This window comes from Enterobacter sp. C3_dUdeg, assembly GCF_057536195.1.
Window position 1 is genome coordinate 143,946 of record NZ_BAAKFX010000006.1, and the last position, 22,894, is coordinate 166,839.

21 protein-coding genes are annotated in these 22,894 nt (G+C 56.0%); 8 read left to right on the top strand and 13 right to left on the bottom strand.

Annotation, left to right across the window (positions count from 1 at the left end; genetic code table 11):
• The first annotated feature begins 2 nt into the window (after positions 1-2).
• Positions 3-1,421: a glutamate synthase subunit GltD gene (gltD, locus tag AC27FC_RS15580; RefSeq protein ID WP_023309377.1), complete on the top strand. Its 1,419-nt coding sequence runs from the start codon at positions 3-5 to the stop codon at positions 1,419-1,421.
• Between the two features lie 28 nt (positions 1,422-1,449).
• Here the strand turns inward: gltD and sspB are convergent, their stop codons facing one another.
• The 5 genes from sspB to zapE form a co-directional block, all read right to left on the bottom strand.
• Positions 1,450-1,947: a ClpXP protease specificity-enhancing factor gene (gene sspB, locus AC27FC_RS15585; RefSeq protein WP_029740078.1), complete on the bottom strand. Its 498-nt coding sequence runs from the start codon at positions 1,945-1,947 to the stop codon at positions 1,450-1,452.
• Positions 1,948-1,952: 5 nt separating this feature from the next.
• The gene (gene sspA, locus AC27FC_RS15590) at positions 1,953-2,591 is read right to left on the bottom strand and encodes a stringent starvation protein SspA (RefSeq protein WP_014885418.1); all 639 of its coding nucleotides are present in this window, start codon (positions 2,589-2,591) and stop codon (positions 1,953-1,955) included.
• A 308-nt stretch (positions 2,592-2,899) separates the two neighbouring features.
• Positions 2,900-3,292, bottom strand: a complete 393-nt coding sequence (rpsI, locus tag AC27FC_RS15595) for a 30S ribosomal protein S9 (RefSeq protein ID WP_003860436.1) — start codon at positions 3,290-3,292, stop codon at positions 2,900-2,902.
• 15 nt (positions 3,293-3,307) lie between these two features.
• Entirely contained in the window at positions 3,308-3,736 is a 429-nt protein-coding gene (rplM, locus tag AC27FC_RS15600) for a 50S ribosomal protein L13 (protein WP_006178824.1), read from the bottom strand.
• Positions 3,737-4,035: 299 nt separating this feature from the next.
• Positions 4,036-5,160, bottom strand: a complete 1,125-nt coding sequence (gene zapE / locus AC27FC_RS15605) for a cell division protein ZapE (protein WP_196355040.1) — start codon at positions 5,158-5,160, stop codon at positions 4,036-4,038.
• A 189-nt stretch (positions 5,161-5,349) separates the two neighbouring features.
• On the opposite strand from zapE, the gene zapG reads away from it, so the two are divergent.
• The 3 genes from zapG (at position 5,350) to degS (ending at position 8,446) form a co-directional block, all read left to right on the top strand.
• Positions 5,350-5,748, top strand: a complete 399-nt coding sequence (gene zapG, locus AC27FC_RS15610) for a Z-ring associated protein ZapG (protein WP_008502832.1) — start codon at positions 5,350-5,352, stop codon at positions 5,746-5,748.
• Positions 5,749-5,919: 171 nt separating this feature from the next.
• The gene (gene degQ, locus AC27FC_RS15615; RefSeq protein WP_196355039.1) at positions 5,920-7,287 is read left to right on the top strand and encodes a serine endoprotease DegQ; all 1,368 of its coding nucleotides are present in this window, start codon (positions 5,920-5,922) and stop codon (positions 7,285-7,287) included.
• A gap of 91 nt (positions 7,288-7,378) precedes the next feature.
• Positions 7,379-8,446, top strand: coding sequence for an outer membrane-stress sensor serine endopeptidase DegS (degS, locus tag AC27FC_RS15620; protein ID WP_023309386.1), 1,068 nt, complete (start codon positions 7,379-7,381; stop codon positions 8,444-8,446).
• Positions 8,447-8,503: 57 nt separating this feature from the next.
• Here the strand turns inward: degS and mdh are convergent, their stop codons facing one another.
• Positions 8,504-9,442: a malate dehydrogenase gene (gene mdh, locus AC27FC_RS15625; RefSeq protein WP_023309387.1), complete on the bottom strand. Its 939-nt coding sequence runs from the start codon at positions 9,440-9,442 to the stop codon at positions 8,504-8,506.
• Positions 9,443-9,839: 397 nt separating this feature from the next.
• Between mdh and argR the strand changes: the two genes are divergently transcribed.
• From argR to yhcN (AC27FC_RS15640), 3 genes are all read left to right on the top strand, one after another.
• Positions 9,840-10,310: a transcriptional regulator ArgR gene (argR, locus tag AC27FC_RS15630; protein ID WP_023309388.1), complete on the top strand. Its 471-nt coding sequence runs from the start codon at positions 9,840-9,842 to the stop codon at positions 10,308-10,310.
• 375 nt (positions 10,311-10,685) lie between these two features.
• Positions 10,686-10,949: a peroxide/acid stress response protein YhcN gene (yhcN, locus tag AC27FC_RS15635; RefSeq protein WP_045888042.1), complete on the top strand. Its 264-nt coding sequence runs from the start codon at positions 10,686-10,688 to the stop codon at positions 10,947-10,949.
• A gap of 110 nt (positions 10,950-11,059) precedes the next feature.
• Positions 11,060-11,326: a peroxide/acid stress response protein YhcN gene (gene yhcN / locus AC27FC_RS15640; protein WP_032659672.1), complete on the top strand. Its 267-nt coding sequence runs from the start codon at positions 11,060-11,062 to the stop codon at positions 11,324-11,326.
• Positions 11,327-11,387: 61 nt separating this feature from the next.
• Here the strand turns inward: yhcN (AC27FC_RS15640) and AC27FC_RS15645 are convergent, their stop codons facing one another.
• The 5 genes from AC27FC_RS15645 to aaeX form a co-directional block, all read right to left on the bottom strand.
• On the bottom strand, positions 11,388-11,660 hold the full coding sequence (locus tag AC27FC_RS15645) for a barstar family protein (protein WP_023309391.1): 273 nt from the start codon (positions 11,658-11,660) through the stop codon (positions 11,388-11,390).
• A 45-nt stretch (positions 11,661-11,705) separates the two neighbouring features.
• A complete protein-coding gene (locus AC27FC_RS15650; protein ID WP_094934478.1) occupies positions 11,706-13,160 on the bottom strand; it encodes an NAD-dependent succinate-semialdehyde dehydrogenase in 1,455 nt (484 codons plus the stop codon).
• Positions 13,161-13,250: 90 nt separating this feature from the next.
• Entirely contained in the window at positions 13,251-15,218 is a 1,968-nt protein-coding gene (aaeB, locus tag AC27FC_RS15655) for a p-hydroxybenzoic acid efflux pump subunit AaeB (protein ID WP_112778135.1), read from the bottom strand.
• Between the two features lie 5 nt (positions 15,219-15,223).
• On the bottom strand, positions 15,224-16,156 hold the full coding sequence (gene aaeA / locus AC27FC_RS15660) for a p-hydroxybenzoic acid efflux pump subunit AaeA (protein ID WP_023309394.1): 933 nt from the start codon (positions 16,154-16,156) through the stop codon (positions 15,224-15,226).
• A 7-nt stretch (positions 16,157-16,163) separates the two neighbouring features.
• Positions 16,164-16,367: a p-hydroxybenzoic acid efflux pump operon protein AaeX gene (aaeX, locus tag AC27FC_RS15665; protein ID WP_003860416.1), complete on the bottom strand. Its 204-nt coding sequence runs from the start codon at positions 16,365-16,367 to the stop codon at positions 16,164-16,166.
• Positions 16,368-16,546: 179 nt separating this feature from the next.
• Here aaeX and aaeR point away from each other — a divergent pair, with 179 nt between their 5' ends.
• Entirely contained in the window at positions 16,547-17,473 is a 927-nt protein-coding gene (gene aaeR, locus AC27FC_RS15670) for an HTH-type transcriptional activator AaeR (protein WP_094934480.1), read from the top strand.
• A gap of 77 nt (positions 17,474-17,550) precedes the next feature.
• On the opposite strand, the gene tldD is transcribed toward aaeR, so the two are convergent.
• On the bottom strand, positions 17,551-18,996 hold the full coding sequence (tldD, locus tag AC27FC_RS15675) for a metalloprotease TldD (RefSeq protein ID WP_029740073.1): 1,446 nt from the start codon (positions 18,994-18,996) through the stop codon (positions 17,551-17,553).
• Between the two features lie 84 nt (positions 18,997-19,080).
• Entirely contained in the window at positions 19,081-22,884 is a 3,804-nt protein-coding gene (yhdP, locus tag AC27FC_RS15680; RefSeq protein ID WP_196355038.1) for an AsmA2 domain-containing protein YhdP, read from the bottom strand.
• Between the last annotated feature and the right edge of the window lie 10 nt (positions 22,885-22,894).

The following is a 22,894-nucleotide window of genomic DNA, read 5'->3' on the forward strand; positions in this document are numbered from 1 at the left end:
AGATGAGCCAGAACGTATACCAGTTTATCGACCTGCAGCGTGTTGATCCGCCAAAGAAACCGCTGAAGATCCGCAAAATTGAATTTGTTGAAATCTACGAGCCGTTTTCAGAAGGCCAGGCCAAGGCACAGGCAGACCGCTGCCTGTCCTGCGGGAACCCTTACTGCGAATGGAAATGTCCGGTACATAACTACATCCCGAACTGGCTGAAGCTGGCTAACGAAGGACGTATTTTTGAAGCCGCCGAGCTGTCTCACCAGACCAACACCCTGCCGGAAGTGTGCGGCCGCGTGTGTCCTCAGGACCGTCTGTGCGAAGGCTCCTGTACGCTGAACGACGAGTTCGGCGCGGTGACCATCGGCAACATTGAGCGCTATATCAACGATAAAGCCTTCGAGATGGGCTGGCGTCCGGATATGACCGGCGTGAAGCAAACCGACAAGCGCGTGGCAATCATCGGCGCGGGCCCGGCGGGCCTGGCCTGTGCGGACGTGCTGACCCGCAACGGCGTGAAGGCGGTGGTCTTTGACCGCCATCCGGAAATCGGCGGTCTGCTGACCTTCGGTATCCCGGCCTTCAAGCTGGAAAAAGAGGTCATGACCCGTCGCCGTGAAATCTTCACCGGCATGGGCATTGAGTTCAAACTGAACGTGGAAGTGGGCCGCGACGTGCAGCTCGACGACCTGCTGAAGGATTACGACGCCGTGTTCCTCGGCGTGGGCACCTATCAGTCCATGCGCGGCGGTCTGGAGAACGAAGATGCGCCGGGCGTGTACGACGCGCTGCCGTTCCTGATTGCCAATACCAAGCAGATCATGGGCTACGGCGAAACCGCCGATGAGCCGTTCGTCAGCATGGAAGGCAAACGCGTGGTGGTGCTGGGCGGCGGTGATACCGCGATGGACTGCGTGCGTACTTCCATTCGTCAGAATGCGGCACACGTGATCTGCGCCTACCGTCGTGACGAAGAGAACATGCCGGGCTCCAAACGCGAAGTGAAAAACGCGCGTGAAGAGGGCGTGGAGTTCCAGTTCAACATCCAGCCTCTGGGTATTGAAGTGAATGCCAACGGTAAAGTAAGCGGCGTGAAGATGGCGCGCACTGAGATGGGCGCACCGGATGCGAAAGGCCGTCGTCGCGCCGAGATCGTCGCCGGTTCTGAGCACGTGATCCCGGCCGATGCCGTGGTGATGGCGTTCGGTTTCCGTCCTCACAGCATGGAATGGCTGGCGAAGCACAGCGTTGAGCTGGATTCGCAGGGCCGCGTGATTGCGCCAGAAGGCAGCGACAACGCATTCCAGACCAGCAACCCGAAAATCTTCGCCGGTGGCGATATCGTTCGTGGTTCTGACCTGGTGGTAACGGCGATTGCCGAAGGCCGTAAGGCGGCTGACGGGATCCTGAACTACCTGGAAGTGTAAAAAAAAACAGGCCCTATTGGGCCTGTTTTTATTTCACGACGCGAAGAGCCGGACGACCACCGCGCGGAGGCGGATCGTCATCAGGATCATTGTCGTCATGACGATCGGGTTTATCGCCATCAATAAGTGACATCACCGTGTCGCTTTCGCGCTCATCGGATGCGTTGTCATCATTCAGGCTGGCAACATCTTCATCATACGCCGCTTCCGGCTCGAACATGGTACCCGCACCGTTTTCACGCGCGTAGATAGCCAGCACGGCTGCCAGAGGTACGGAAACCTGACGCGGCACGCCGCCGAAACGCGCGTTGAAGCGCACTTCATCGTTTGCCAGCTCCAGGTTACCCACCGCACGCGGCGCAATGTTCAGTACGATCTGCCCGTCACGCGCGTATTCCATTGGAACCAGCACGCCCGGCAACGTCACATCCACAACCAGGTGCGGCGTGAGCTGGTTATCCAGCAGCCATTCATAGAAGGCGCGCAGCAGATAAGGACGGCGTGGGGTAAGTTGTGACATTTCCACAGTCATTAGCCTCGGCCGAGACGCATTTCACGTTCCGGTTCAGTTAAAGATGCCAGGAAAGAGTCGCGTTCAAATACGCGAGTCATATAGCCCTTCAGCTCTTTCGCGCCAGGACCGCTGAACTCTACGCCCAGGGTTGGCAGACGCCACAGCAGTGGTGCCAGGTAGCAATCCACCAGGCTGAACTCATCGCTCAGGAAGAATGGTTTCTGACCAAACACAGGAGCGATCGCCAGCAGCTCTTCACGCAGTTGTTTACGTGCAGCGTCAGCTTCAGAAGCAGAACCGCTGGTAATCACGTTCATCAGCGAGTACCAGTCTTTTTCGATACGCTGCATGTACAGGCGGCTTTCACCACGCGCGACAGGGTAAACAGGCATCAGTGGCGGATGCGGGAAACGCTCATCCAGATATTCCATAATGATACGGGATTCCCACAGGGTCAGCTCGCGATCCACCAGCGTCGGTACGCTTTGGCTCGGGTTGAGATCGATCAGATCCTGAGGCGGGTTATCCTTTTCCACATGCTCGATCTCAAAACTGACACCCTTCTCGGCCAGCACGATACGAACCTGATGGCTATAAATGTCAGTAGGACCAGAAAACAGCGTCATTACCGAACGTTTGTTGGCAGCGACAGCCATGAAAACCTCCAGGTATATTCAGAATTTTTACTGCTACCAGCCCAACAGGGGCCAGCCAGATGTTGTATCGCCCATCCCAGAGAAAACACATTGTTCAAGAAACGAACAAAAATCGAGTATTCACCGATATTTGGGCAGAAAATTGGATGATAGTTTACCAGATTTTGATGGCTTTGTGGTGAGGGGATTCTGGAAATGTGGAAAAAGAAAAGATATATGCATGGATATTGTGGATAACCTGCGCATTATCCATAAAAAAACCCGCCGAAGCGGGTTTTTCGCCAATCGTTCTGCGTAAGCAGAATGGATTAACGTTTGGAGAACTGTGGACGACGACGTGCTTTACGCAGACCCACTTTCTTACGTTCAACCTGACGCGCGTCACGAGTAACGAAGCCAGCTTTACGCAGTTCAGAACGCAGGGATTCGTCGTACTCCATCAGAGCGCGGGTGATACCGTGACGGATCGCACCAGCCTGACCGGAGATACCACCACCTTTAACGGTGATGTACAGATCCAGTTTTTCTACCATATCAACCAGTTCCAGCGGCTGGCGAACTACCATGCGGGCAGTTTCGCGACCGAAGTATTGTTCCAGAGAACGCTGGTTGATTACGATTTTACCACTGCCCGGTTTGATGAAAACGCGAGCTGCGGAACTTTTGCGGCGACCAGTGCCGTAGTATTGATTTTCAGCCATTGCCTATAATCCCGATTAGATGTCAAGAACTTGCGGTTGCTGTGCCGCGTGGTTGTGCTCGTTGCCTGCGTAAACTTTCAGTTTACGGAACATAGCACGACCCAGCGGGCCTTTTGGCAGCATGCCTTTAACCGCGATTTCAATCACACGCTCAGGACGGCGGGCAATCATCTCTTCAAAGGTCGCTTCTTTGATACCACCGATGTGGCCGGTGTGGTGATAGTACACTTTGTCAGTACGCTTGTTGCCGGTTACAGCAACTTTATCAGCGTTCAGAACGATGATGTAATCACCGGTATCAACGTGCGGAGTGTATTCCGCTTTATGCTTACCGCGCAGGCGACGAGCCAGTTCAGTAGCCAGACGGCCCAGAGTTTTACCGGTCGCGTCAACAACATACCAGTCGCGCTGTACGGTTTCTGGTTTAGCTGTAAAAGTTTTCATTAAAAGCTTACCCAAATAAATAAGTTACACGTTGGTGAACACCCAAACGTTTAGTCAGTTGAGGCTCACACGACAAAGTCCGGCAAACCTACCCCTTCGAATAGCACATGCCGACACATAGAAAGTTTTGGGAAAAAAACCTTCTCGTAACGTGGGGTCGCAAGATTATAGAGAAGTTGAGGTCAAAGATCGACCCTTAAATGCGTTTTGGAATGGGTTTTTCGGGGGTGTCGAAAATGCCGGGTGGCGGCTGCGCCTTACCCGGCCTACAAGGTTCCCTTCTCAGGGAGAGGGGGCATTTATGGCATATGTTCCAGCTTCAGGTATTCCTCGCTCTGCATCTCCTGCAGGCGCGACAGGCAGCGCTGGAACTCGAACTTCAGCCGCTCGCCCTGGTAAATCTCATATAAAGGTACCTCGGCGCTGACCACCAGCTTGACGTGGCGCTCATAAAACTCGTCCACCAGCGCAATGAAGCGCCGTGCTTCGCTCTCCATCAGCCGCGTCATCACCGGCACGTCCAGCACCATCACGGTGTGGAACAGACGCGAAAGCGCAATGTAGTCGTGCTGGCTGCGGGCATCCACGCAGAGCGTCGTAAAGGAGACCGCCAGCGTTTGGTTTTCGACGCCGAGTGTGGGCAGCGGTCGATGGTTAATCTCGAGCTCCGGGGCGTGCTCGCGTTTTGCTCCCGCCAGCGCCAGCCAGAGTGTATCCATCTCGCGGGTGGTCTCTGCATTTAACGGCGAAAGCCACAGATGCGCCTGGGTCAGCGTGCGCAGACGATAATCGACACCGGCATCGACGTTCATGATGTCGCAGTGCTGCTTGATGGCATCGATGGCGGGCAGGAAGCGTGCCCGCTGCAGGCCATTACGATAGAGCTCATCCGGCGGGATATTCGACGTGGCCACCAGCGTGATCCCGCGGGCAAATAGCGCTTTCATCAGGCCGCCTAACAGCATGGCATCGGTGATGTCGGACACAAAAAACTCGTCGAAGCAGAGCACGTCCGTTTCCGCCTTGAACCTGTCGGCCACAATCTCCAGCGGATCGCTTTTGCCCTGCAGTGCGGTCAACTCTTCATGCACCCGCAGCATAAAACGATGGAAGTGCAGACGCTGTTTACGTGCGCCAGGCAGGCTCAGATAGAACATGTCCATCAGCCAGGTTTTTCCGCGACCGACCCCGCCCCACATATATAAACCGCGCACCGGCGCGTGAGCCTGTGGCGCTTTTTTACCGAGCAACCGCCCAAACGCCGCCTTTAGCCCACCGTTCTGTTCGACTTCAGCGGGTTTTGCCGTGAGATCCTGGTAAATCATCTCCAGACGGTTTACCGCCTCACGTTGAACGTCATCAGGCTGATGAGTGCCCTCGTTAAGGGCCAGTTGATATCGCGATGCAGGGGACAGGTTTTGCATAATCTTATTGTTATTCCTTCAATTAACGCTCACCAGCAGACGTGACTGATGAAAAAAAGGCCGTTCTACACTACGCGATGATACGTCAGGATTCCACTTCTGCAGAAATAGCGGTTATAGTGGCATTATCAGGCACAGGCAGGAGCCGAGCCAACACCCTACGGAACAACAAGACAACGGGAGAAGTTCATGACCTGGGAATATGCGCTAATCGGTTTAGTCGTCGGCATCGTCATCGGTGCTGTGGCCATGCGTTTCGGTAATCGCAAATTGCGTCAGCAGCAGTCACTGCAGTACGAACTGGAAAAGAACAAAGCCGAGCTGGAAGAGTATCGTGAAGAGCTGGTCAGCCACTTTGCCCGTAGCGCCGAGCTGCTGGACAACATGGCAACCGACTATCGTCAGCTTTATCAACATATGGCAAAAAGCTCCAGCAGCCTGCTGCCGGAAATGACCGCGGAAACCAACCCGTTCCGCAACCGTCTGGCTGACTCTGAAGCCGGTAACGATCAGGCGCCCGTTCAGATGCCTCGCGACTATTCCGATGGCGCGTCCGGCCTGCTGCGCGGCGGTGTAAAACGCGATTAATCGCACAACCTGAATATATTTTACGGGCGCAGCGATTGCGCCCGTCCTTTCCTGATGACCCCAGCTATCATTTAGTTAAACACCTCATTGTTCAGCGGTTTAAAATTCAATAACATCAACGTGTTTTTAGGGCCGTTTTTCCTTTATTCCAGGTTACGAGAGTCAACATCGATGAAGAAAAAAAACCAGCTGTTGAGCGCTATCGCGTTAAGTGTCGGGTTATCTCTCTCGGCGTCCGTCCCTGTATTTGCCGCCATTCCCTCCCAGGTGCCTGGCCAGGCGGCCATTCCAAGCCTCGCGCCTATGCTGGAAAAAGTGTTGCCGGCGGTCGTCAGCGTTCAGGTTGAGGGCACCGCAGTACAAAGCCAACGCGTCCCTGAAGAACTGAAAAAATATTTTGGCGATGAGTCTCCCGACCAGCAGGCTCAGCCTTTTGAAGGCCTGGGTTCTGGCGTCATTATTGATGCGGCAAAAGGCTATATCCTGACCAACAACCACGTCATCAGCCAGGCCGATAAGATCAGCGTCCAGCTGAACGATGGCCGTGAATTTGATGCCAAACTGATCGGCGGCGATGACCAGAGCGACATCGCGCTGCTGCAGGTGCAAAATCCGAGCAACCTGACCCAGATTGCCATCGCGGATTCCGACAAACTGCGCGTCGGCGATTTTGCCGTCGCCGTAGGCAACCCCTTTGGCTTAGGGCAGACCGCCACCTCCGGGATCGTCTCGGCGCTCGGGCGCAGCGGCCTCAATCTGGAAGGGCTGGAAAACTTTATCCAGACCGATGCCTCAATCAACCGGGGTAACTCCGGCGGAGCGTTGCTCAACCTTAACGGCGAGCTGATTGGGATTAACACGGCGATTCTGGCCCCGGGCGGCGGCAGCATCGGGATCGGTTTTGCTATCCCCAGCAATATGGCCAAAACCCTGGCGCAGCAATTGATCCAGTTCGGTGAAATCAAACGCGGGCTGCTGGGTATTAAAGGTATGGAGATGAGCGCGGATATCGCAAAAGCGTTCAATATCAACGTACAGCGCGGGGCGTTTGTCAGTGAAGTGCTGCCAAACTCCGGCTCGGCAAAAGCGGGCGTGAAATCGGGGGATGTGATCGTCAGCCTGAACGACAAACCGCTGAACAGCTTTGCAGAACTGCGCTCACGGATTGCCACGACGGAATCTGGCGCCAAAGTGAAGCTGGGCCTGATACGTGACGGTAAGCCGCTTGACGTTGAAGTGACGCTGGATAAGAGCACTTCATCCTCGGCCAGTGCGGAGCTTATCGCCCCGGCGCTACAGGGGGCTACGTTGAGCGACGGGCAGCTGAAGGACGGTACGAAAGGCATTAGCATCGACACCGTCGAGAAGAGCAGCCCTGCCGCACAGGCAGGATTGCATCAGGATGACGTGATTATCGGTGTAAACCGCAACCGCGTGCAGTCTATTGCCGAACTGCGCAAGGTGCTGGAAAGCAAACCAGCGGTTATTGCCCTGCAGGTCATGCGTGGCAATGAGTCCATCTATATTCTGTTGCGCTAAGCATTTGCGACCCGGACATCACCGCTGCGTGTGATGTCCGGATAACTCATGTTATGCTGCAAATCGTTCCTTTTTTAACGACACGCGCATCATGCTTTTAAAGCTCTTACGTTCTACTGTCATCGGTTTGATTGTCGCTGGCCTGCTGCTGCTGGCGCTGCCGTCTTTACGTCAGTTCAATAAACTGTCGGCTCCCCAGTTCGATAGCACGGATGAAACGCCGGCCACCTATAACCAGGCCGTCCGCCGTGCCGCACCTGCCGTGGTTAACGTCTATAACCGTGGTCTGAATACCTCAGCCCATAACCAGCTGGAGATCCGTACCCTCGGCTCCGGCGTAATCATGGACGAGCGCGGCTACATTATTACCAACAAGCACGTGATTAACGATGCTGACCAGATCATCGTCGCCCTGCAGGATGGCCGCGTGTTTGAGGCGTTACTCGTTGGGTCTGACAGCCTGACCGACCTGGCCGTTCTGAAAATTAACGCCACGGGCGGTTTGCCGGTCATCCCGATCAACCGTAAACGTACCCCGCATATTGGTGACGTCGTACTGGCTATCGGTAACCCTTACAACCTGGGCCAGACCATCACCCAGGGGATTATCAGCGCGACCGGTCGTATCGGTTTGAACCCCTCCGGGCGGCAGAACTTCCTGCAAACCGATGCCTCCATCAACCACGGTAACTCCGGCGGGGCGCTGGTCAACTCGCTGGGCGAGCTGATGGGTATCAACACCCTCTCGTTCGATAAAAGTAACGACGGTGAGACGCCGGAAGGGATCGGCTTTGCCATTCCGTTCCAGCTGGCGACCAAAATTATGGATAAACTGATCCGCGACGGACGTGTGATCCGCGGCTATATCGGTATCGGCGGGCGCGAAATTGCACCGATGCATACCCAGGGCGGCGGTATCGATCAGATTCAGGGCATCGTGGTTAACGAGGTGGCACCGGGTGGTCCGGCGGCTAACGCGGGGATTCAGGTAAACGATGTCATTGTGTCGGTCAACGGCACGCCAGCGGTCTCCGCGCTGGAGACGATGGATCAGGTGGCAGAAATTCGCCCGGGTTCTATCATCCCTGTTGAGGTCATGCGCAACGATAAGAAACTGACGCTGCACGTGACGATTCAGGAATACCCGGCCACTAACTGACAGGCATAAAAAAACGGAGCGATAAGCTCCGTTTTTTTTACCGGGAGACGGTTCGTATTACTTGTTAACGAACTCTTCGCCCAGAGTGATATCTTTCTTTAGCGTATCCAGCATGCCTTCCATCGCGTGTTGTTCAAACGCGCTCAGCGTACCAATGGATTTACGCTCTTCGATACCGTTTTTACCCAGCAGCAGCGGCTGAGAGAAGAAGCGAGCGTGTTCGCCATCGCCTTCAACGTAAGCGCATTCAACAACGCCTTTCTCGCCCTGCAGAGCGCGAACCAGTGACAGACCAAAACGCGCAGCCGCCTGACCCATAGACAGGGTTGCAGAACCGCCACCCGCCTTCGCTTCCACCACTTCGGTGCCCGCGTTCTGGATGCGTTTAGTCAGGTCAGCCACTTCCTGCTCGGTGAAGCTCACGCCTGGGATCTGCGACAGCAGAGGCAGGATGGTGACGCCAGAGTGACCGCCGATTACCGGTACTTCCACTTCTGTAGGCTGCTTGCCTTTCAGCTCAGCAACAAAGGTGTTGGAACGGATGATATCCAGCGTGGTTACGCCGAACAGTTTGTTTTTGTCGTAAACACCCGCTTTCTTCAGCACTTCTGCCGCGATAGCCACGGTGGTGTTCACCGGGTTAGTGATGATCCCGATGCATGCTTTCGGGCAGATTTCTGCAATCTGCTGCACCAGGTTTTTCACGATGCCCGCGTTGACGTTGAACAGGTCTGAACGATCCATGCCTGGCTTACGCGCCACGCCTGCAGAAATCAGCACCACGTCGGCACCCTGCAGCGCAGGACGTGCATCTTCACCGGAGAAGCCTTTGATTTTTACAGCAGTCGGGATGTGGCTCAGGTCAACCGCCACACCCGGGGTTACCGGAGCAATATCGTACAGGGAGAGTTCTGAGCCTGAAGGCAGTTGGGTTTTCAGTAGTAGGGCAAGCGCCTGGCCGATACCACCAGCAGCGCCGAGGACTGCGACTTTCATCCTAAACTCCTTATTATGGTTAACTTAAGTATCTGTAAATCCGTTGCGGCGACCATAATTCAGCAAGTAAATAATTACAATTTTCGTAGCTAAAGAATTTGAGGTCACGCGACTTTATCTCTCACCAGAAGACTATCTGACGACAGAGGGCAACGCATTAAGAGGTGGTTACAATACACCCTGCCCCGCCACCAAAACAACATCATTTTGATAACATTTAATTTACTTTTAAGCTTATTTGCGCGGCGTGACCCAGGCATGTTTTCTGATAACGAAATCTGATAAAATCACTCCCTTTCATAACATTATTTCAGCCTGGCGCTGAGTAGATAATTTGCATAAAAATTCATCCACATGCATAATAATGTTGTTTCTATCGTCATATTCCGGGTGACTTATGCGAAGCTCGTCTAAGCAAGAAGAATTAGTAAAGGCCTTTAAGGCGCTACTCAAAGAAGAGAAATTCAGTTCTCAGGGAGAAATTGTTCAGGCGCTGCAGGAACAAGGCTTCGATAACATTAACCAGTCGAAAGTCTCCCGCATGTTAACGAAATTTGGCGCGGTGCGTACGCGTAACGCCAAGATGGAGATGGTCTATTGCCTGCCGGCAGAACTTGGCGTGCCGACCACCTCCAGCCCGCTCAAAAACCTGGTTCTGGATATCGATCATAACGACGCCGTCGTGGTGATCCACACAAGCCCGGGTGCCGCGCAGCTCATTGCCCGCATGCTGGACTCGCTGGGTAAAACGGAAGGTATCCTCGGGACTATCGCCGGTGATGACACCATCTTTACCACACCGGCTAGCGGTTTCTCCGTGAAAGATCTCCACGAAGCCATTCTGGTACTGTTCGAACAGGAACTCTAATCCCCTCTCCCCGTAGCGCCGCTGCGGGGATCGTTCTGCTTCCGCTGCGTTCTCCCCTCTTTTCTACTGCCCTTCACTTTGACAAATAGTGCTTTTTACCACCTATTAACATTCATCTGGTGAATGCTAAATCAAAAAATCGCACAAAAAATCAAAAGCTGATATCCATATGATTTTATTAGATATAACCAACTAAAATGAACAAAAAACGCCCAATATTATGCGATTTGGTTATAAAAAACAGACTGGTTAACACGTAATAACAATAGAAACCATTAGTCTGGTATTAATTTTTACCGTTATTAGTGTATACTTGATTTTGTGATGAGGGTCACGAAACAAGACCCCACTAAAAAATTCGACGAGGTAAAAATCATGAAAATCAAATCAACTGTAGCGGCGCTCAGCGTCCTGTCCGTCCTGTCATTCGGTGCTTTCGCAGCTGACTCTATCAATGCTGACCAGGCGCAATCCCGTCAGGCCATCGGTACGGTTTCTGTCGGCGCGGTCGGCACATCGCCAATGGACATGCATGAGATGCTGAACAAAAAAGCGGAAGAACAGGGTGCGTCATCCTATCGCATCATCGAAGCGCGTGCCGGTGACCACTGGCACGCCACCGCTGAGCTGTACAAATAAGTTTTAGTAATAACTGAAGACGTAAATCTCCACTCAACGGCACCAGGCATAAAAATAGCGGTTCAACCCTTCTCGCCGTTGAGTAAAAACCCTATTCAGGAGTAAAGACTATGAAAACCAAATTGATCATCGCAACCCTCGGTCTGGCATCCGTTCTCTCTTTCGGCGCGAGCGCAGCCGTACAGCAGGTAAATGCCGACCAGGCACAAAATCTACAGCGTATGGGCAGCGTCTCCGTAACGTCTGTCACCGGTTCACCGATGGATATTCGTCACGAACTTGCCGCCAAAGCTGAAAAAGCAGGCGCCAGCAGCTATCGCGTCACCGAACTGAATCAGGGTGACCACTGGCATGCAACGGCAGAACTGTATAAATAAACCCTCGTCGTATCTCATCATACGACTTGCCCCTGGCCTTATGGTCAGGGGCTTTTTTCATTCAATGCCGCGCGTTAAAGCGCAGCTGCCCTTCAAGCTCTTCTTCCGCTTCATCGAACAGCAAGATCAGCGCGCCAAAACGTCTTCGCAGCTTATCGGGCAAATGGATGAACTCAATTTCCAGCGGTAGCGGCAACTGACTGCCGGTGACCACGTCCCACAGCGTATCCAGATTCGTCACGCTTTCCCGTTCAAGATCAAACGCCCGGATAAATTCACGGTAGAAGTCTTCCTGACTGTCGATCTCGTCAAAATCAAACGTATAGGTTTTCATTGCCAGCCACCCAGTCCAGGCGAGCGGCAGATGCCGCCCTGTCTTTTATAATCCCCCAATATGCAGGGTTTTAACTTCCAGATACTCTTCCAGCCCCAGCACGGAGCCCTCTCGTCCAAGGCCTGACTCTTTTACGCCGCCAAAGGGCCCAAGCTCCGTGGAGACGGCGCACTCGTTGATGCCGATCATCCCGCTCTCGATGGCCTGTGAAACGCGGAAGACCCGTGAGAGATTCTGGGTATAGAAGTAAGCCGCCAGCCCATAGGGCGTGTTGTTGGCGCGCTGGATGACTTCATCTTCCGAGGTGAAACGGAAGCACGCCGCCACCGGGCCAAACGTCTCTTCTTCTGCCAGCTTCATGCCTTCATGGCAGTCGCCCAGCACGGTTGGCATCCAGAAATTCCCGCCAAGCGGATGGGGCTTACCCCCAGCCAGTACGGTTGCGCCCCGGGCAACGGCGTCGTCGATATGTTCACGCACCTTGTTGACCGCAGAAGGTTCAATCAGCGGCCCGACGACCACCCCCTCCTCAAGACCATTACCCACCTTCAGCGCCTTCACCGCATCGGCGAGTTTATTCACAAATTTGTCGTAGACGGTTTCCTGAATATAAAAACGGTTCACGCTGACGCAGACCTGCCCGGCATTGCGGAACTTGTTGGCGATCGCGCCCTTAACCGCTGCGTCGATATCCGCATCCTCAAAAACGATATACGGGGCATTTCCCCCCAGCTCCATCGAGACTTTTTTCATGGTTTCTGCGGCGTTACGCACCAGCGTTTTGCCGACGGAGGTTGAGCCGGTAAAGGAGATTTTACGCACGTCGCGGCTTGCCATGATCGCATCGCTGATTTCATGCGTATTCCCGGCGACGGCGTTGAGAACACCGTCGGGCACACCGGCCTGTTTCGCCAGCGTAAGCAGCGCAAATGCGCTGAGCGGCGTGTTATTGGCCGGTTTAATGACCCCGGTGCATCCTGCTGCCAGCGCCGGGCCTAACTTGCGGGTGAGCATGGCCATCGGGAAGTTCCACGGCGTAATCGCCGCGACCACGCCAATGGGTTCACGTGTCGCCAGAATGCGTGAGCCGGGTTTGATCGGCGGAATAATTTCACCGTTCGCGCGTTTGGCCTCTTCGGCAAACCACTGGATAAAGCTGGCGGCGTACTCGACTTCTCCCTCCGCTTCTTTCAGGGGTTTGCCCTGTTCTGTGGTCATCAACCGCCCGAGCCAGCTTTTATTCTCAATAATCAGTTCGTACCAGCGGTAGAGAATCGCCGAGCGTTCTTTCGCGGTTTTGGCACGCCATGCCGGGAAGGCCTGGGTAGCCGCTGCAATAGCGTCTTCGGTTTGCGCTTTACCCGCTTTTGCGACTTTAGCAATGACCTCGCCGGTCGCGGGATTCAGCACATCAAAGGTTGTATCCAGCGTTTTCCAGATTCCGTTGACCAGATAACCGGTCTGAAAAAGGATGTGGTCCTGAAGCGCCTGGGTCGTCATGTGTTCTCCCTTTCTGAAATGTAAGAACGTGCTGGGATAAGTATAGCCACAAAAAAACCGACGCTTTTGGCGTCGGTTTTTTTACTTCAGTCAGTTATCCGTGAGGGCATTCTGGTAGCGATGCAGCATAAACACCAGCCGTCCTACCGGCTCGGTCACCTGAGGCGGCGCCTCCCAGTGCTTGAGCTTTTCCTGATAGGTATCGAGCTCTTCAAGCAGCTGCGTAAAGTAGCGACGCCGTTTGTCATCGCTGCTGGCAGAAAGCACGTGATCGGCGGTACGACGCAGCTGGCGGTGGTATGCCGACAAATCGTCGTTGATCGGCACGGGCGCGTTACGCAAACGCTGGTGCGCAATGATCATGGTTAACGCCAGGCGGAACTTCGCGATATCGCCCGGGAACTTGTTCAGCAGCAAAAACAGCTGCTGGTAGAGCGCGGGCAGGTGGTTCTCTTTACGGCGCGCGGTATTGGTTGTCAAAGACGACACGGCAGCCGACACGAACTGGTTCAGCAGCACGCGGCCCGTTCTTGCCTGCGAGTTATCCCGCACCAGCAGTATCACCATCATGGCCAGGAAGCAGCCCACCAGCTGGCCTAACGCGCTGTCGAGGAACTGGCTGAAATGGAAGGTCATCGGGTTATCGAGCACGATGATGTTAATCGTACTCGCCAGCGCCCCCAACGATCCCAGACGCCGCTTTTGCACTTCAATGCCGATAAAGAACGCCATTACCGCCAGGCTAATACAGAGCAGCAGCATGCTCTGTTGCGTCGACGGGATGATGACCAGGAAATAGAGCGCGCCTATCGGCAACGCGGCAATCGTGCCGTAAAGGAAATCAATGGCGACCATACGCGGGTTAGGCAGACGCATCGCCAGTGCGGTCACAACGGCAATCATCACCATCGCGCCGCTGCCGGACGTCCAGCCCGTCCACAGCCAGAACAGCGTGCCGAGCATGCAGGCAAGCGTCGTACGCCAGAAATTGACCATGGCGTGATGGCGCTCGGCGGATTCCGCCTTGATCACCACTTCACCCTGCAACACCTCTTCTTCCGCCGCGCTGATTTTGGTGTTACCGATCACGCCGCGCTTCAGAAGCAGATAGCGCGTCGCGGCGCCGACCCAGGTGTAGATGGTTACCGGCGTGTCGCGCTCCCCGGTCCAGGCAATCACCCGGCGCATGCGCTTAAGCTGCTTATGCACGTCCTGTACGGTTTCCACCGGCTCGGCAAACAGTTCGCGGAACGTATCGGTGACCACTTCCGGCCGGGTGTTCTGAATCAAATAGGTTTCACAGGCCTGGGTAATCAGCGTCAGAGATACGGTGTTGAGGGCTTTCAGGCGACGATTCGCGCGGGCCCAGCGCGACGACTCCATATTAAGGTTGCTGCGCATTCCTTCCAGCGCCTGCGTACGACGTACCAGCCCGCTCCAGGCTTTATCCACCTCTTCGCTGTCGCCATGCTTAATGCACAGCTGCATCAGCTGATACTGGGCAACAATCAGCGCGTCGAGCTCACGGTCGACTTCCTGCTTGATGGAGCGCGGGGAGAAAAGCAGGTCAGCGACGATCGCGCTGACAATACCAATCACAATCTCGCTGCAGCGCTCAACCGCAAACTGCGGGGCGAGCAGCGGTTCACTTTGGATAGTGATGACAATAATCAGCGCGGTATAGCCCGCCAGTCCCCAGGCGTAGGAGTTCTCCACTTTCACCAGAGACGAGAGCCAGGTGCAGAAACCCGCCCAGATACAGCACACCATCAGCATCAGCAGCGGGGTGCGGATCATCAAAATAATAATGGTCAGCGCCGCGAAACAGCCGATAAACGTCCCGATGATACGCAGCATCCCGCGATAGCGGATCGCGCCAGAATAGGGCTCACCGCCCGCGGCAAAGGCCGGGCCCGCTGCAACAATCGCAGCCGTCAGCACTGCCCAGCGAGGGGTTTCAAGCTGGAAGTGAAAGCCAACAAACAGCGCCAGCACGATGGCGCACGCCAGCTTCACGGCGAAGCGAATGTGCTGGCTGGCGATGGAAAAGATACCCATGGCGATTAACCAAACTCGCGCAGGCGGTGGGCAATTTTACGGAAGAACGAGTCCTGGCTGGCATCCCGGTCCTTTTCACCGGTGATCACCACCGTCGCCGTGGTACCCGCAGGCCACAGATTTCCCTGCTGTTCATCCAGATGAATACGTACCGGCACGCGCTGGGCCAGACGCACCCACTCCAGGTTGGAATCGACCGTCGCCATCCCTTTGGCATCGTTAGAACTGCTGGAATTAGTCACCCCTGCGGCAACGCTGTCGACGGTGCCTTTAAAGACGCGGTTGCTGCCGAGCGGCGTGATTTCCGCCCGGTAACCTGGGCGCACGCCTTCCAGCTTGGTCTCTTCCATATAGGCGAGCACGTAGAAGGAGTTCTGTTTAACCAGCGCCACGGCGGTAGAGCCACGGGTAATGAATTCCCCGGCATAGACGTTAAGGTTGGTGACCCAACCATCGGATGGCGCGCGGATCACGGTGCGCTCGAGATCGAGCTTCGCCAGATCGCGCGTTGCCTGCGCTTTCGCCAGCTGGTGCAGCACGGTTTGCAGCACGTTGTTGGACTGGTCAATCTCTTCGCGGGACATTGCCTGAACGCCCAGCTGATTACGGCGACCTGCCTCGCGGCGTTTCTCCGCAGCCAGCGCCTGATAATAGGCCACGTCCGCTTCCGCCTCTTCCAGCGCTTTCTGGTAACGAGGCTGGTCGATGGTGAACAGGACCTGATCTTTTTTCACCAGCTGGTTATCGTGGACGTTGACCGCCGTGATAAGGCCGGCCACGTCAGGGGCTATTGCCACCACATCGGCGCTGAAGCGTGCATCACGCGTCCACGGTGATTCGGTGTAATAAACCCAGGCGCGGAAAATAGCGATGAAGGCGAGGATAACCAGCGCCATTGTGATGGCAGTGCGGGAGATTTTTCTTGTTAGCGTTTTCACATCAACCTCAGACAAACATGCGCGATATCAGATAAAACAGGCAGCAATACAGCGCGGTATTGAACAATGCAGGGTGCCAGACGAAATCGTAGATCCCGGTAGGGACCAGCACCTTGCGCACCAGCCAGAAGATCGCCAGTGATAAAAGAAGCTCGAAAAATATCGGTGGGAACGACAGACCGAACACCACGATAACGGGAAACAGACTCATGTTGACCTTGATAAGAGAGAGTGCAGGCTTCAGAATTTTTTAGCGCACGCCACCGCAGGAGAGCAAGAAACGCCGGGCGAGAATGGCGCAGCCGTTATGTAATTAATAATATATTAACGTAACTGTTATGCTGTTATCTATAATATGTGATCTAAATCACTTTTAAGCCAGAGTGAACAATGGAACGTTTAAAACGCATGTCGGTCTTCGCCAAAGTGGTTGAGCTGGGCTCGTTTACCGCCGCTGCCCGCCAGCTTCAGATGAGCGTCTCATCCATCAGCCAGACGGTGTCCAAACTGGAAGATGAGCTTCAGGTCAAGCTGCTCAACCGCAGTACCCGCAGCATTGGGCTGACCGAAGCGGGTAAAATTTACTATCAGGGCTGTCGCCGCATGCTGCTTGAAGTGCAGGATGTTCACGAACAGCTGTATGCCTTCAACAACACCCCTATCGGCACGCTGCGCATCGGGTGTTCTTCAACTATGGCACAAAATGTTCTCGCTGCCATGACCGCGGATATGCTGAAAGAGTACCCCGGTCTTACGGTCAATCTGGTGACGGGTATCCCGGCGCCGGATCTGATTGCCGACGGGCTGGACGTGGTGATCCGCGTCGGCGCGTTGCAGGATTCCAGCCTGTTCTCGCGACGGCTGGGCAGCATGCCGATGGTCGTCTGCGCCTCGAAAAGCTATCTGGCGCAGTACGGCGTTCCGGAGAAACCCGGCGATCTCACCAACCACTCGTGGCTGGAGTACAGCGTGCGGCCCGATAATGAATTTGAGCTGATTGCCCCGGAAGGGATTTCTACCAAACTGCTGCCGGAAGGGCGGTTTGTCACTAACGATCCGATGACGATTTCACGCTGGCTGGTGGCCGGCGCCGGGATCGCCTACGTGCCGTTAATGTGGGTGATCAACGAGATCAACAGCGGCGTGCTGGAGATCCTCTTCCCGCGCTATCAGTCCGATCCGCGTCCGGTGTACGCCCTGTATACCGAAAAAGACAAACTCCCGCTCAAGGTTCAGGTGTGTATTAACTATCTGACCGAATATTTTGTGGACGTGGCGGAGCTGTTTCAGGGGATGCGGGGGAGAAGGAAAGAGTAGGCCTTTTTCCATAAGGACGAGGGAGAAAAGACAGCGCGGAGCAGCCCCCTCTCCCCTTTGGGGAGAGGGTCAGGAAATTACGCCGTGCCGCCCACCGTCAGGTTGTCCACCTTCAGCGTTGGCTGGCCCACGCCAACCGGCAGGCTCTGGCCCTCTTTACCGCAGACGCCCACGCCGTTATCCAGCTTCAGATCGTTACCGACCATGGAGATCTGCTGCATGGCTTCAATGCCGGAGCCAATCAGCGTCGCACCCTTCACCGCTTTGGTCACTTTGCCTTTCTCGATCAGATACGCTTCTGACGTGGAGAAAACAAACTTACCGGAGGTGATGTCCACCTGGCCGCCGCCAAAGTTTGGCGCAAAGATACCGTAATCGACGGATTCGATAATCTCCTGCGGCGTCGATTTGCCCGGCAGCATGTACGTGTTGGTCATGCGCGGCATCGGCAGATGCGCGTAAGATTCACGGCGTCCGTTGCCCGTCGGCGCGACGCCCATCAGGCGCGCATTGAGTTTGTCCTGCATGTAGCCTTTCAGCACGCCGTTTTCGATCAGCACATTGTACTGGCCTGGCGTACCTTCATCGTCGATAGCCACCGAGCCGCGACGATCGCGCATGGTGCCGTCATCCACAACGGTGCACAGCTCAGAGGAGACAAGCTGCCCGATCTGACCGCTGAACACGGACGTCCCGCGACGGTTAAAGTCGCCTTCCAGGCCGTGGCCTACGGCTTCGTGTAACAGTACGCCCGGCCAGCCGGCGCCCAGCACCACCGGGAATGAGCCCGCCGGCGCCGCGACGGCATTCAGATTCACCAGCGCCATGCGCACGGCTTCTTTCGCCCACGCGTCGGCGCGTGCTTCACCGTCAACGTCGCCCAGGAACCAGTCATAGCCGAAACGACCGCCGCCGCCGCTTGAGCCGCGCTCGCGTTTGCCGTCGTCATCGACCTGCACGCTGATAGAGAGGCGCACCAGCGGGCGAACGTCTGCCGCAAGGGTACCATCCGTTGCCGCAACCAGAATCAACTCATACACGCCGCTCAGGCTGGCTGAAACTTCCTGCACGCGTTTATCCGCCGCGCGGGCGACTTTGTCCACCCGACGCAGGATATCCAGCTTCTCTTCACGGCTCATGCTCTGCAGCGGATCGATGCTGGTATAAAGCGCTGAGTGCTGCACTTCTCCCAGGGTTTTCACGCGACCATCGCCGGTATCACGCACAATGGTACGTGCGGCCTGCGCGCTCTGCTCGAGTGCGGTGAGGCTAATCTGATCGGCATAGGCAAAACCGGTTTTCTCGCCGCTGACGGCACGGACGCCGACGCCCTGGTCAATGTTGTAGGAGCCATCTTTGATGATGCTGTCTTCTAAAACCCAGGATTCGTGATAGCTCGACTGGAAATAAAGGTCGCCGTAGTCGAGACGGCGTTCGGTCAGTTGACCAAGAATGGAGAACAGGTCCTGATGGCTCAGGCCGTTCGCTGCGAGCAAATGTTCACTTACCAGGTTCAGACTCATCGTATTGCTACTCGTTCGTTGCCGCCCGTGGCGGTATAAAGATCGTATTTATTGAGAGTGAGGCAATTACCTGCCCACGTCAAATCATTGCTGTGCATCTTTGCGCGGCTGGCGCAGCACCTCGTTAATCTGCGGTTTATCTACCGGACCGGTAATGCGGTAGCGCAGAATGGAGACCTTGCTCCACAGCGGCCCCAGCACTTTGCTGGCGGCAAACACTGCCGCACCGACAATCGGGTTCACCACAAAGGCCGCCGCCACGCCCACGCTCGCGGAAATTTCCGGCGCCACCACGGCTTCCATATCCAGCTCGCGACGCACGAGGTTAACGGAGCCTTTCATAGCGATATCCGCTTCCAGGCCATCCACCAGCGTGTCGTCCGTATGCAGAACGCCGTCCTTGATCCACGCCGTGCTGCGGATGGAATCGTAGTAGAAACCTTCGCTGAAGGTATCGCTGAAATCGAAGCGCAGCTTGCGCAGCAGCGCATCAAAACTCAGCAGGCGCAGGATCTGCCCGGCGCGCCCCGTGCTCACGTCGGCAATTTCACCTTTGCCGAAGCGGGTTTTCAGAATGCCGTTCAGCGAGGCCTCATCCGGCTTCCACGGGGCGTCACGCCAGTGAAGATCGTAATCGACGTCAAACGACGAGCCGCGCAGCGGCGTGCTGATTCCAAAGAAATTGGCTGCCGCATCCAGCTTGTTGCCTTTAATGTCGCCCTTCAGGGACGTTCGCTGCTCGCCCGGGTTGTTCACCCATTCCCCTGCGGCCGTCATGCGGCCAAAACCGGTATCAACCAGGCCGCCGGAGAGCGTAAGCGTGTTGGCCTGAATAGTGAAATCACCGTCAATACGGCCGTATTTCTGCCCCCACAGCCAGCACTCTGCACAGCGTAACTGGAGATCGGGCCAGCCGCTAAAATCGACGCGGGAGACATTACTCAGCGGCGACGCTTCTGCCGGTTTATCTTTCCCGCTCGCGGCGCTTGCCGGGTTGTAGTAGAGGTAGCGGATCGCCGCCTGCCACGGCGCGTGATTGCGCATGGTCAGCGTGCCGTTGATCTCCCTTCCCTGGGCCTCCACCTTCGTGCCGTTAGCGCCAGGCTGTGAAACCAGGCTCAGGTTGTTCCACTGCTGCCCGCCCAGCATCAGTGACGGCGTGCGTACGGTAATGGCTTGCGGGAACTGGGCGGTTTCATCAACGTTTTGCCCAACGCCTTTCTGGAACAGCGCCAGCCACTCTGCACCGTCCATCGGCGGGAGATTCAGCTCAATGCCCGCCTGCTCCGGCAGAGGCGGCGTGGAGCGGCTATCCGTTGTCCAGATGGCTTTGTCGAGGGTGAGCTTGCGGTTAAGCAGCCAGCGGCTGTTGAAGTGGTTTGTCCCGCCCGCGCTTCCGGTCAGCGCGAAGCTGTTCAGGTTGCCATCGACGTTCAGCTTTACCGGCAGCGGCTGTCCGGCCTGTTTATCCAGCGGCGCAGGCAGCTGGCTCTGAAGGTTTTTCAGATCGCCCGTGATGTCGACCTTATACTGGGCACCCGCGTGATAAGGCAGGTCGATTGCCACTTTACCCTGCCAGGCGACTGCGCCCTGCACTGACGCCTCAATGGGTTTCGGCAGGACCTCCATGCGCGCTGGCTGCCAGTTACCGTCCAGATTGACGGCTACCTGATAAGCCTTTTCACCCTCGGTGGTCGTGAAGTCGATATTAACGGGCTGATTAAACCAGCTGGCCGTAAGCGGCTCGCTCTTCAGGTTTCCGTTGTCAAAGCTGAACTGCCCGCTGAGATTTTTCAGCGTGCTCTCAAGGGGTTTGATGAACAGGCTGTTGTTCTTAAGGCGGACGTCGCCTTTGGCGGTGGTCATCTCGCCGTCCAGCGGGATATCAAGATGTAAGCGAGCATTCACATCGCCATCAAGCTGTAGCTGCTGGAGCGTCGCCGCCAGCGAATCTTTCAGGGGCGTCTCCTCAAAGTACGGCCCCACCGCTTTGCCCGGGCCATTGATGTCGGCATCAATCAGCAGCTTCTCTTTGGAGTAATCCGGGATGTTGGCCGTCAGGTTGCTGGCCGTCACGCCGCCCAGCGCCACGCTGTCGGACTTCATCCATAGTCCGTCATTGAGGAAGTTGAGCTCGATATCCAGGTCTTTCAGCGCGGGCCAGCCGGGCTGGAACGCAAATGTCGCGTTATGCAGCGGCACCAGCACCTGGAACTGGCCTTCATTATGTTTGTACGGGAAAAGATGCGGGTTACCGCCGTACACCAGCGTGGCATTGTCCGCCTGACCGCCCTGAATCGCGCCGCTGAGATAGTCCACCAGGGCTTTTCCCATCAGGTTTTCCGGGAAGTAGCGCCAGGCCTGAGAGCCGTCATCGGTGCTGATCCCGGCCAGAATGCCCAGCCACGGCTCGTCACCTACAGGCTGCAGATAGCGGAAATCGCCGCGCGCGTGCACCGCTTTGGCTTTCACGTCGATATGGCGGCCATCAAGCTGGAAGCCCTTGTCGTTACGGAGCCAGTTAAGCACCGCGCTGCCCTGTTCGATTTCCAGCGGCGCGCGGAAGACCGTCTCGTAAGGCATTTTGGCATCGTGCATATCAACCGTTAGCCTGCCGTTTTCCACGCTGCCTTCCAGCTTGCCGCTAAAGTGCTCCGCCCCCGGCAGCAGCTTCCACTGCTTCCAGGCAAGATCTTTCCACGTTGCCTGGAAGCGGGTTTTTTCCGTCGCCTGGAGCGGGATATCCAGCGCCAGAGCGTCTATTCTCCCGCTCGGCTGCGTTGCCAGCCAGATCTCGCCCAGATCCGGAGAGAGTTTTGCCGCCATCGAGCGCAGGCCTTCAATGGCAGCCAAATCGAGGTTGCTGGCGCGGATGCGCAGCTCGTCGCTGCGTTTACTGGCCGTGCCGCCGACGTCCTGCTCCGGCATCCAGGCCAGCGTCAGCGCACCGCGCGGCCACGGCTTGCCGTCCATGGTGATGCGCGTATCCGGAATGGCAAACTGCCAGCCCTCTTTCTCCTGCGTCACGTGCGCGGTGAGGTTATCGACGGAAAGCTGATGCTGCTGTTTTTCGCCTTTCCAGCTGGCCCCCCCCTGCTTAAGCCAGATATCGCCGCTGGCAAATTCGCCTTTGGTCAGGGTCAGCCAGCCTTCAAGGCTGAAGCGGGCAGTCTCCAGCTGCATATTTTGCTGGAGCCAGTCGCCCAGCCACGGCTTCACGTCCACATCATCGGCCTGCAGCCAGACTTTGCCGTTGTTTAACAGGCCGTCATCGTCCCGCAGATCCATGCGCACCTGCATCACGCCGTGCTGGCCGTTCAGGCTTGAGAGATTGACCTGCCCCTCGGCGCGGTGACGTTCTTTACCGTTGAGCCATGTCAGCTGGGGGATCGCCAGTTCGGCGCGCTGGCCGGAGAGGGTAATGAAGCTCACTTCGCTGTCGCGCAGATCGAAGTGATCGAACTGACGGAGGAAAAGATCGCTGAAGCGGTTGGCTTCCAGACCCTGACCGCTATCGCCGCCGGACAGAGGCGTATTGGTCAGGAACTGGAGTTGATAAAAGGTGAGATCGCGAAACTGCCAGCGCAGATGCAGCAGGCTTTGCCAGACGTCCAGCGCCAGGGTCACGCGTTTGATTTTCAGGTGGCCGCCATCTTTGAGGCTGGCGTTGATATCCCGGACATCGAGCGTCGGGCCAAAATTCTGCCAGTTAGCGCTAATCTGGCTTACGTTCACCGGCACGCCGGTGGTGGATTCGATTTTAGCCAGCAGCTGTGGACGCCAGCTGTCCAGATGCGGTAATACGAGGCGTAGCCCGCTCACGAGCAACGCGACAATCACGACCAGCGTTGCCCCTGTAAGCAATAAAATCCCCGGCAATCGCCTCACGCATCTCTCC

Bases quoted from the DNA above. Each gene is read 5' to 3' on its own strand.
- aaeX (WP_003860416.1), bottom strand. From the start codon at position 16,367: ATGAGTCTGTTTCCCGTTATCGTGGTGTTCGGTCTGTCGTTCCCACCG.
- rpsI (WP_003860436.1), bottom strand. From the start codon at position 3,292: ATGGCTGAAAATCAATACTACGGCACTGGTCGCCGCAAAAGTTCCGCA.
- aaeR (WP_094934480.1), top strand. From the start codon at position 16,547: ATGGAACGTTTAAAACGCATGTCGGTCTTCGCCAAAGTGGTTGAGCTG.
- mdh (WP_023309387.1), bottom strand. From the start codon at position 9,442: ATGAAAGTCGCAGTCCTCGGCGCTGCTGGTGGTATCGGCCAGGCGCTT.
- sspA (WP_014885418.1), bottom strand. From the start codon at position 2,591: ATGGCTGTCGCTGCCAACAAACGTTCGGTAATGACGCTGTTTTCTGGT.
- degQ (WP_196355039.1), top strand. From the start codon at position 5,920: ATGAAGAAAAAAAACCAGCTGTTGAGCGCTATCGCGTTAAGTGTCGGG.
- yhcN (WP_032659672.1), top strand. From the start codon at position 11,060: ATGAAAACCAAATTGATCATCGCAACCCTCGGTCTGGCATCCGTTCTC.
- aaeB (WP_112778135.1), bottom strand. From the start codon at position 15,218: ATGGGTATCTTTTCCATCGCCAGCCAGCACATTCGCTTCGCCGTGAAG.
- gltD (WP_023309377.1), top strand. From the start codon at position 3: ATGAGCCAGAACGTATACCAGTTTATCGACCTGCAGCGTGTTGATCCG.
- AC27FC_RS15650 (WP_094934478.1), bottom strand. From the start codon at position 13,160: ATGACGACCCAGGCGCTTCAGGACCACATCCTTTTTCAGACCGGTTAT.
- zapG (WP_008502832.1), top strand. From the start codon at position 5,350: ATGACCTGGGAATATGCGCTAATCGGTTTAGTCGTCGGCATCGTCATC.
- zapE (WP_196355040.1), bottom strand. From the start codon at position 5,160: ATGCAAAACCTGTCCCCTGCATCGCGATATCAACTGGCCCTTAACGAG.
- yhcN (WP_045888042.1), top strand. From the start codon at position 10,686: ATGAAAATCAAATCAACTGTAGCGGCGCTCAGCGTCCTGTCCGTCCTG.
- degS (WP_023309386.1), top strand. From the start codon at position 7,379: ATGCTTTTAAAGCTCTTACGTTCTACTGTCATCGGTTTGATTGTCGCT.
- tldD (WP_029740073.1), bottom strand. From the start codon at position 18,996: ATGAGTCTGAACCTGGTAAGTGAACATTTGCTCGCAGCGAACGGCCTG.
- AC27FC_RS15645 (WP_023309391.1), bottom strand. From the start codon at position 11,660: ATGAAAACCTATACGTTTGATTTTGACGAGATCGACAGTCAGGAAGAC.
- argR (WP_023309388.1), top strand. From the start codon at position 9,840: ATGCGAAGCTCGTCTAAGCAAGAAGAATTAGTAAAGGCCTTTAAGGCG.
- rplM (WP_006178824.1), bottom strand. From the start codon at position 3,736: ATGAAAACTTTTACAGCTAAACCAGAAACCGTACAGCGCGACTGGTAT.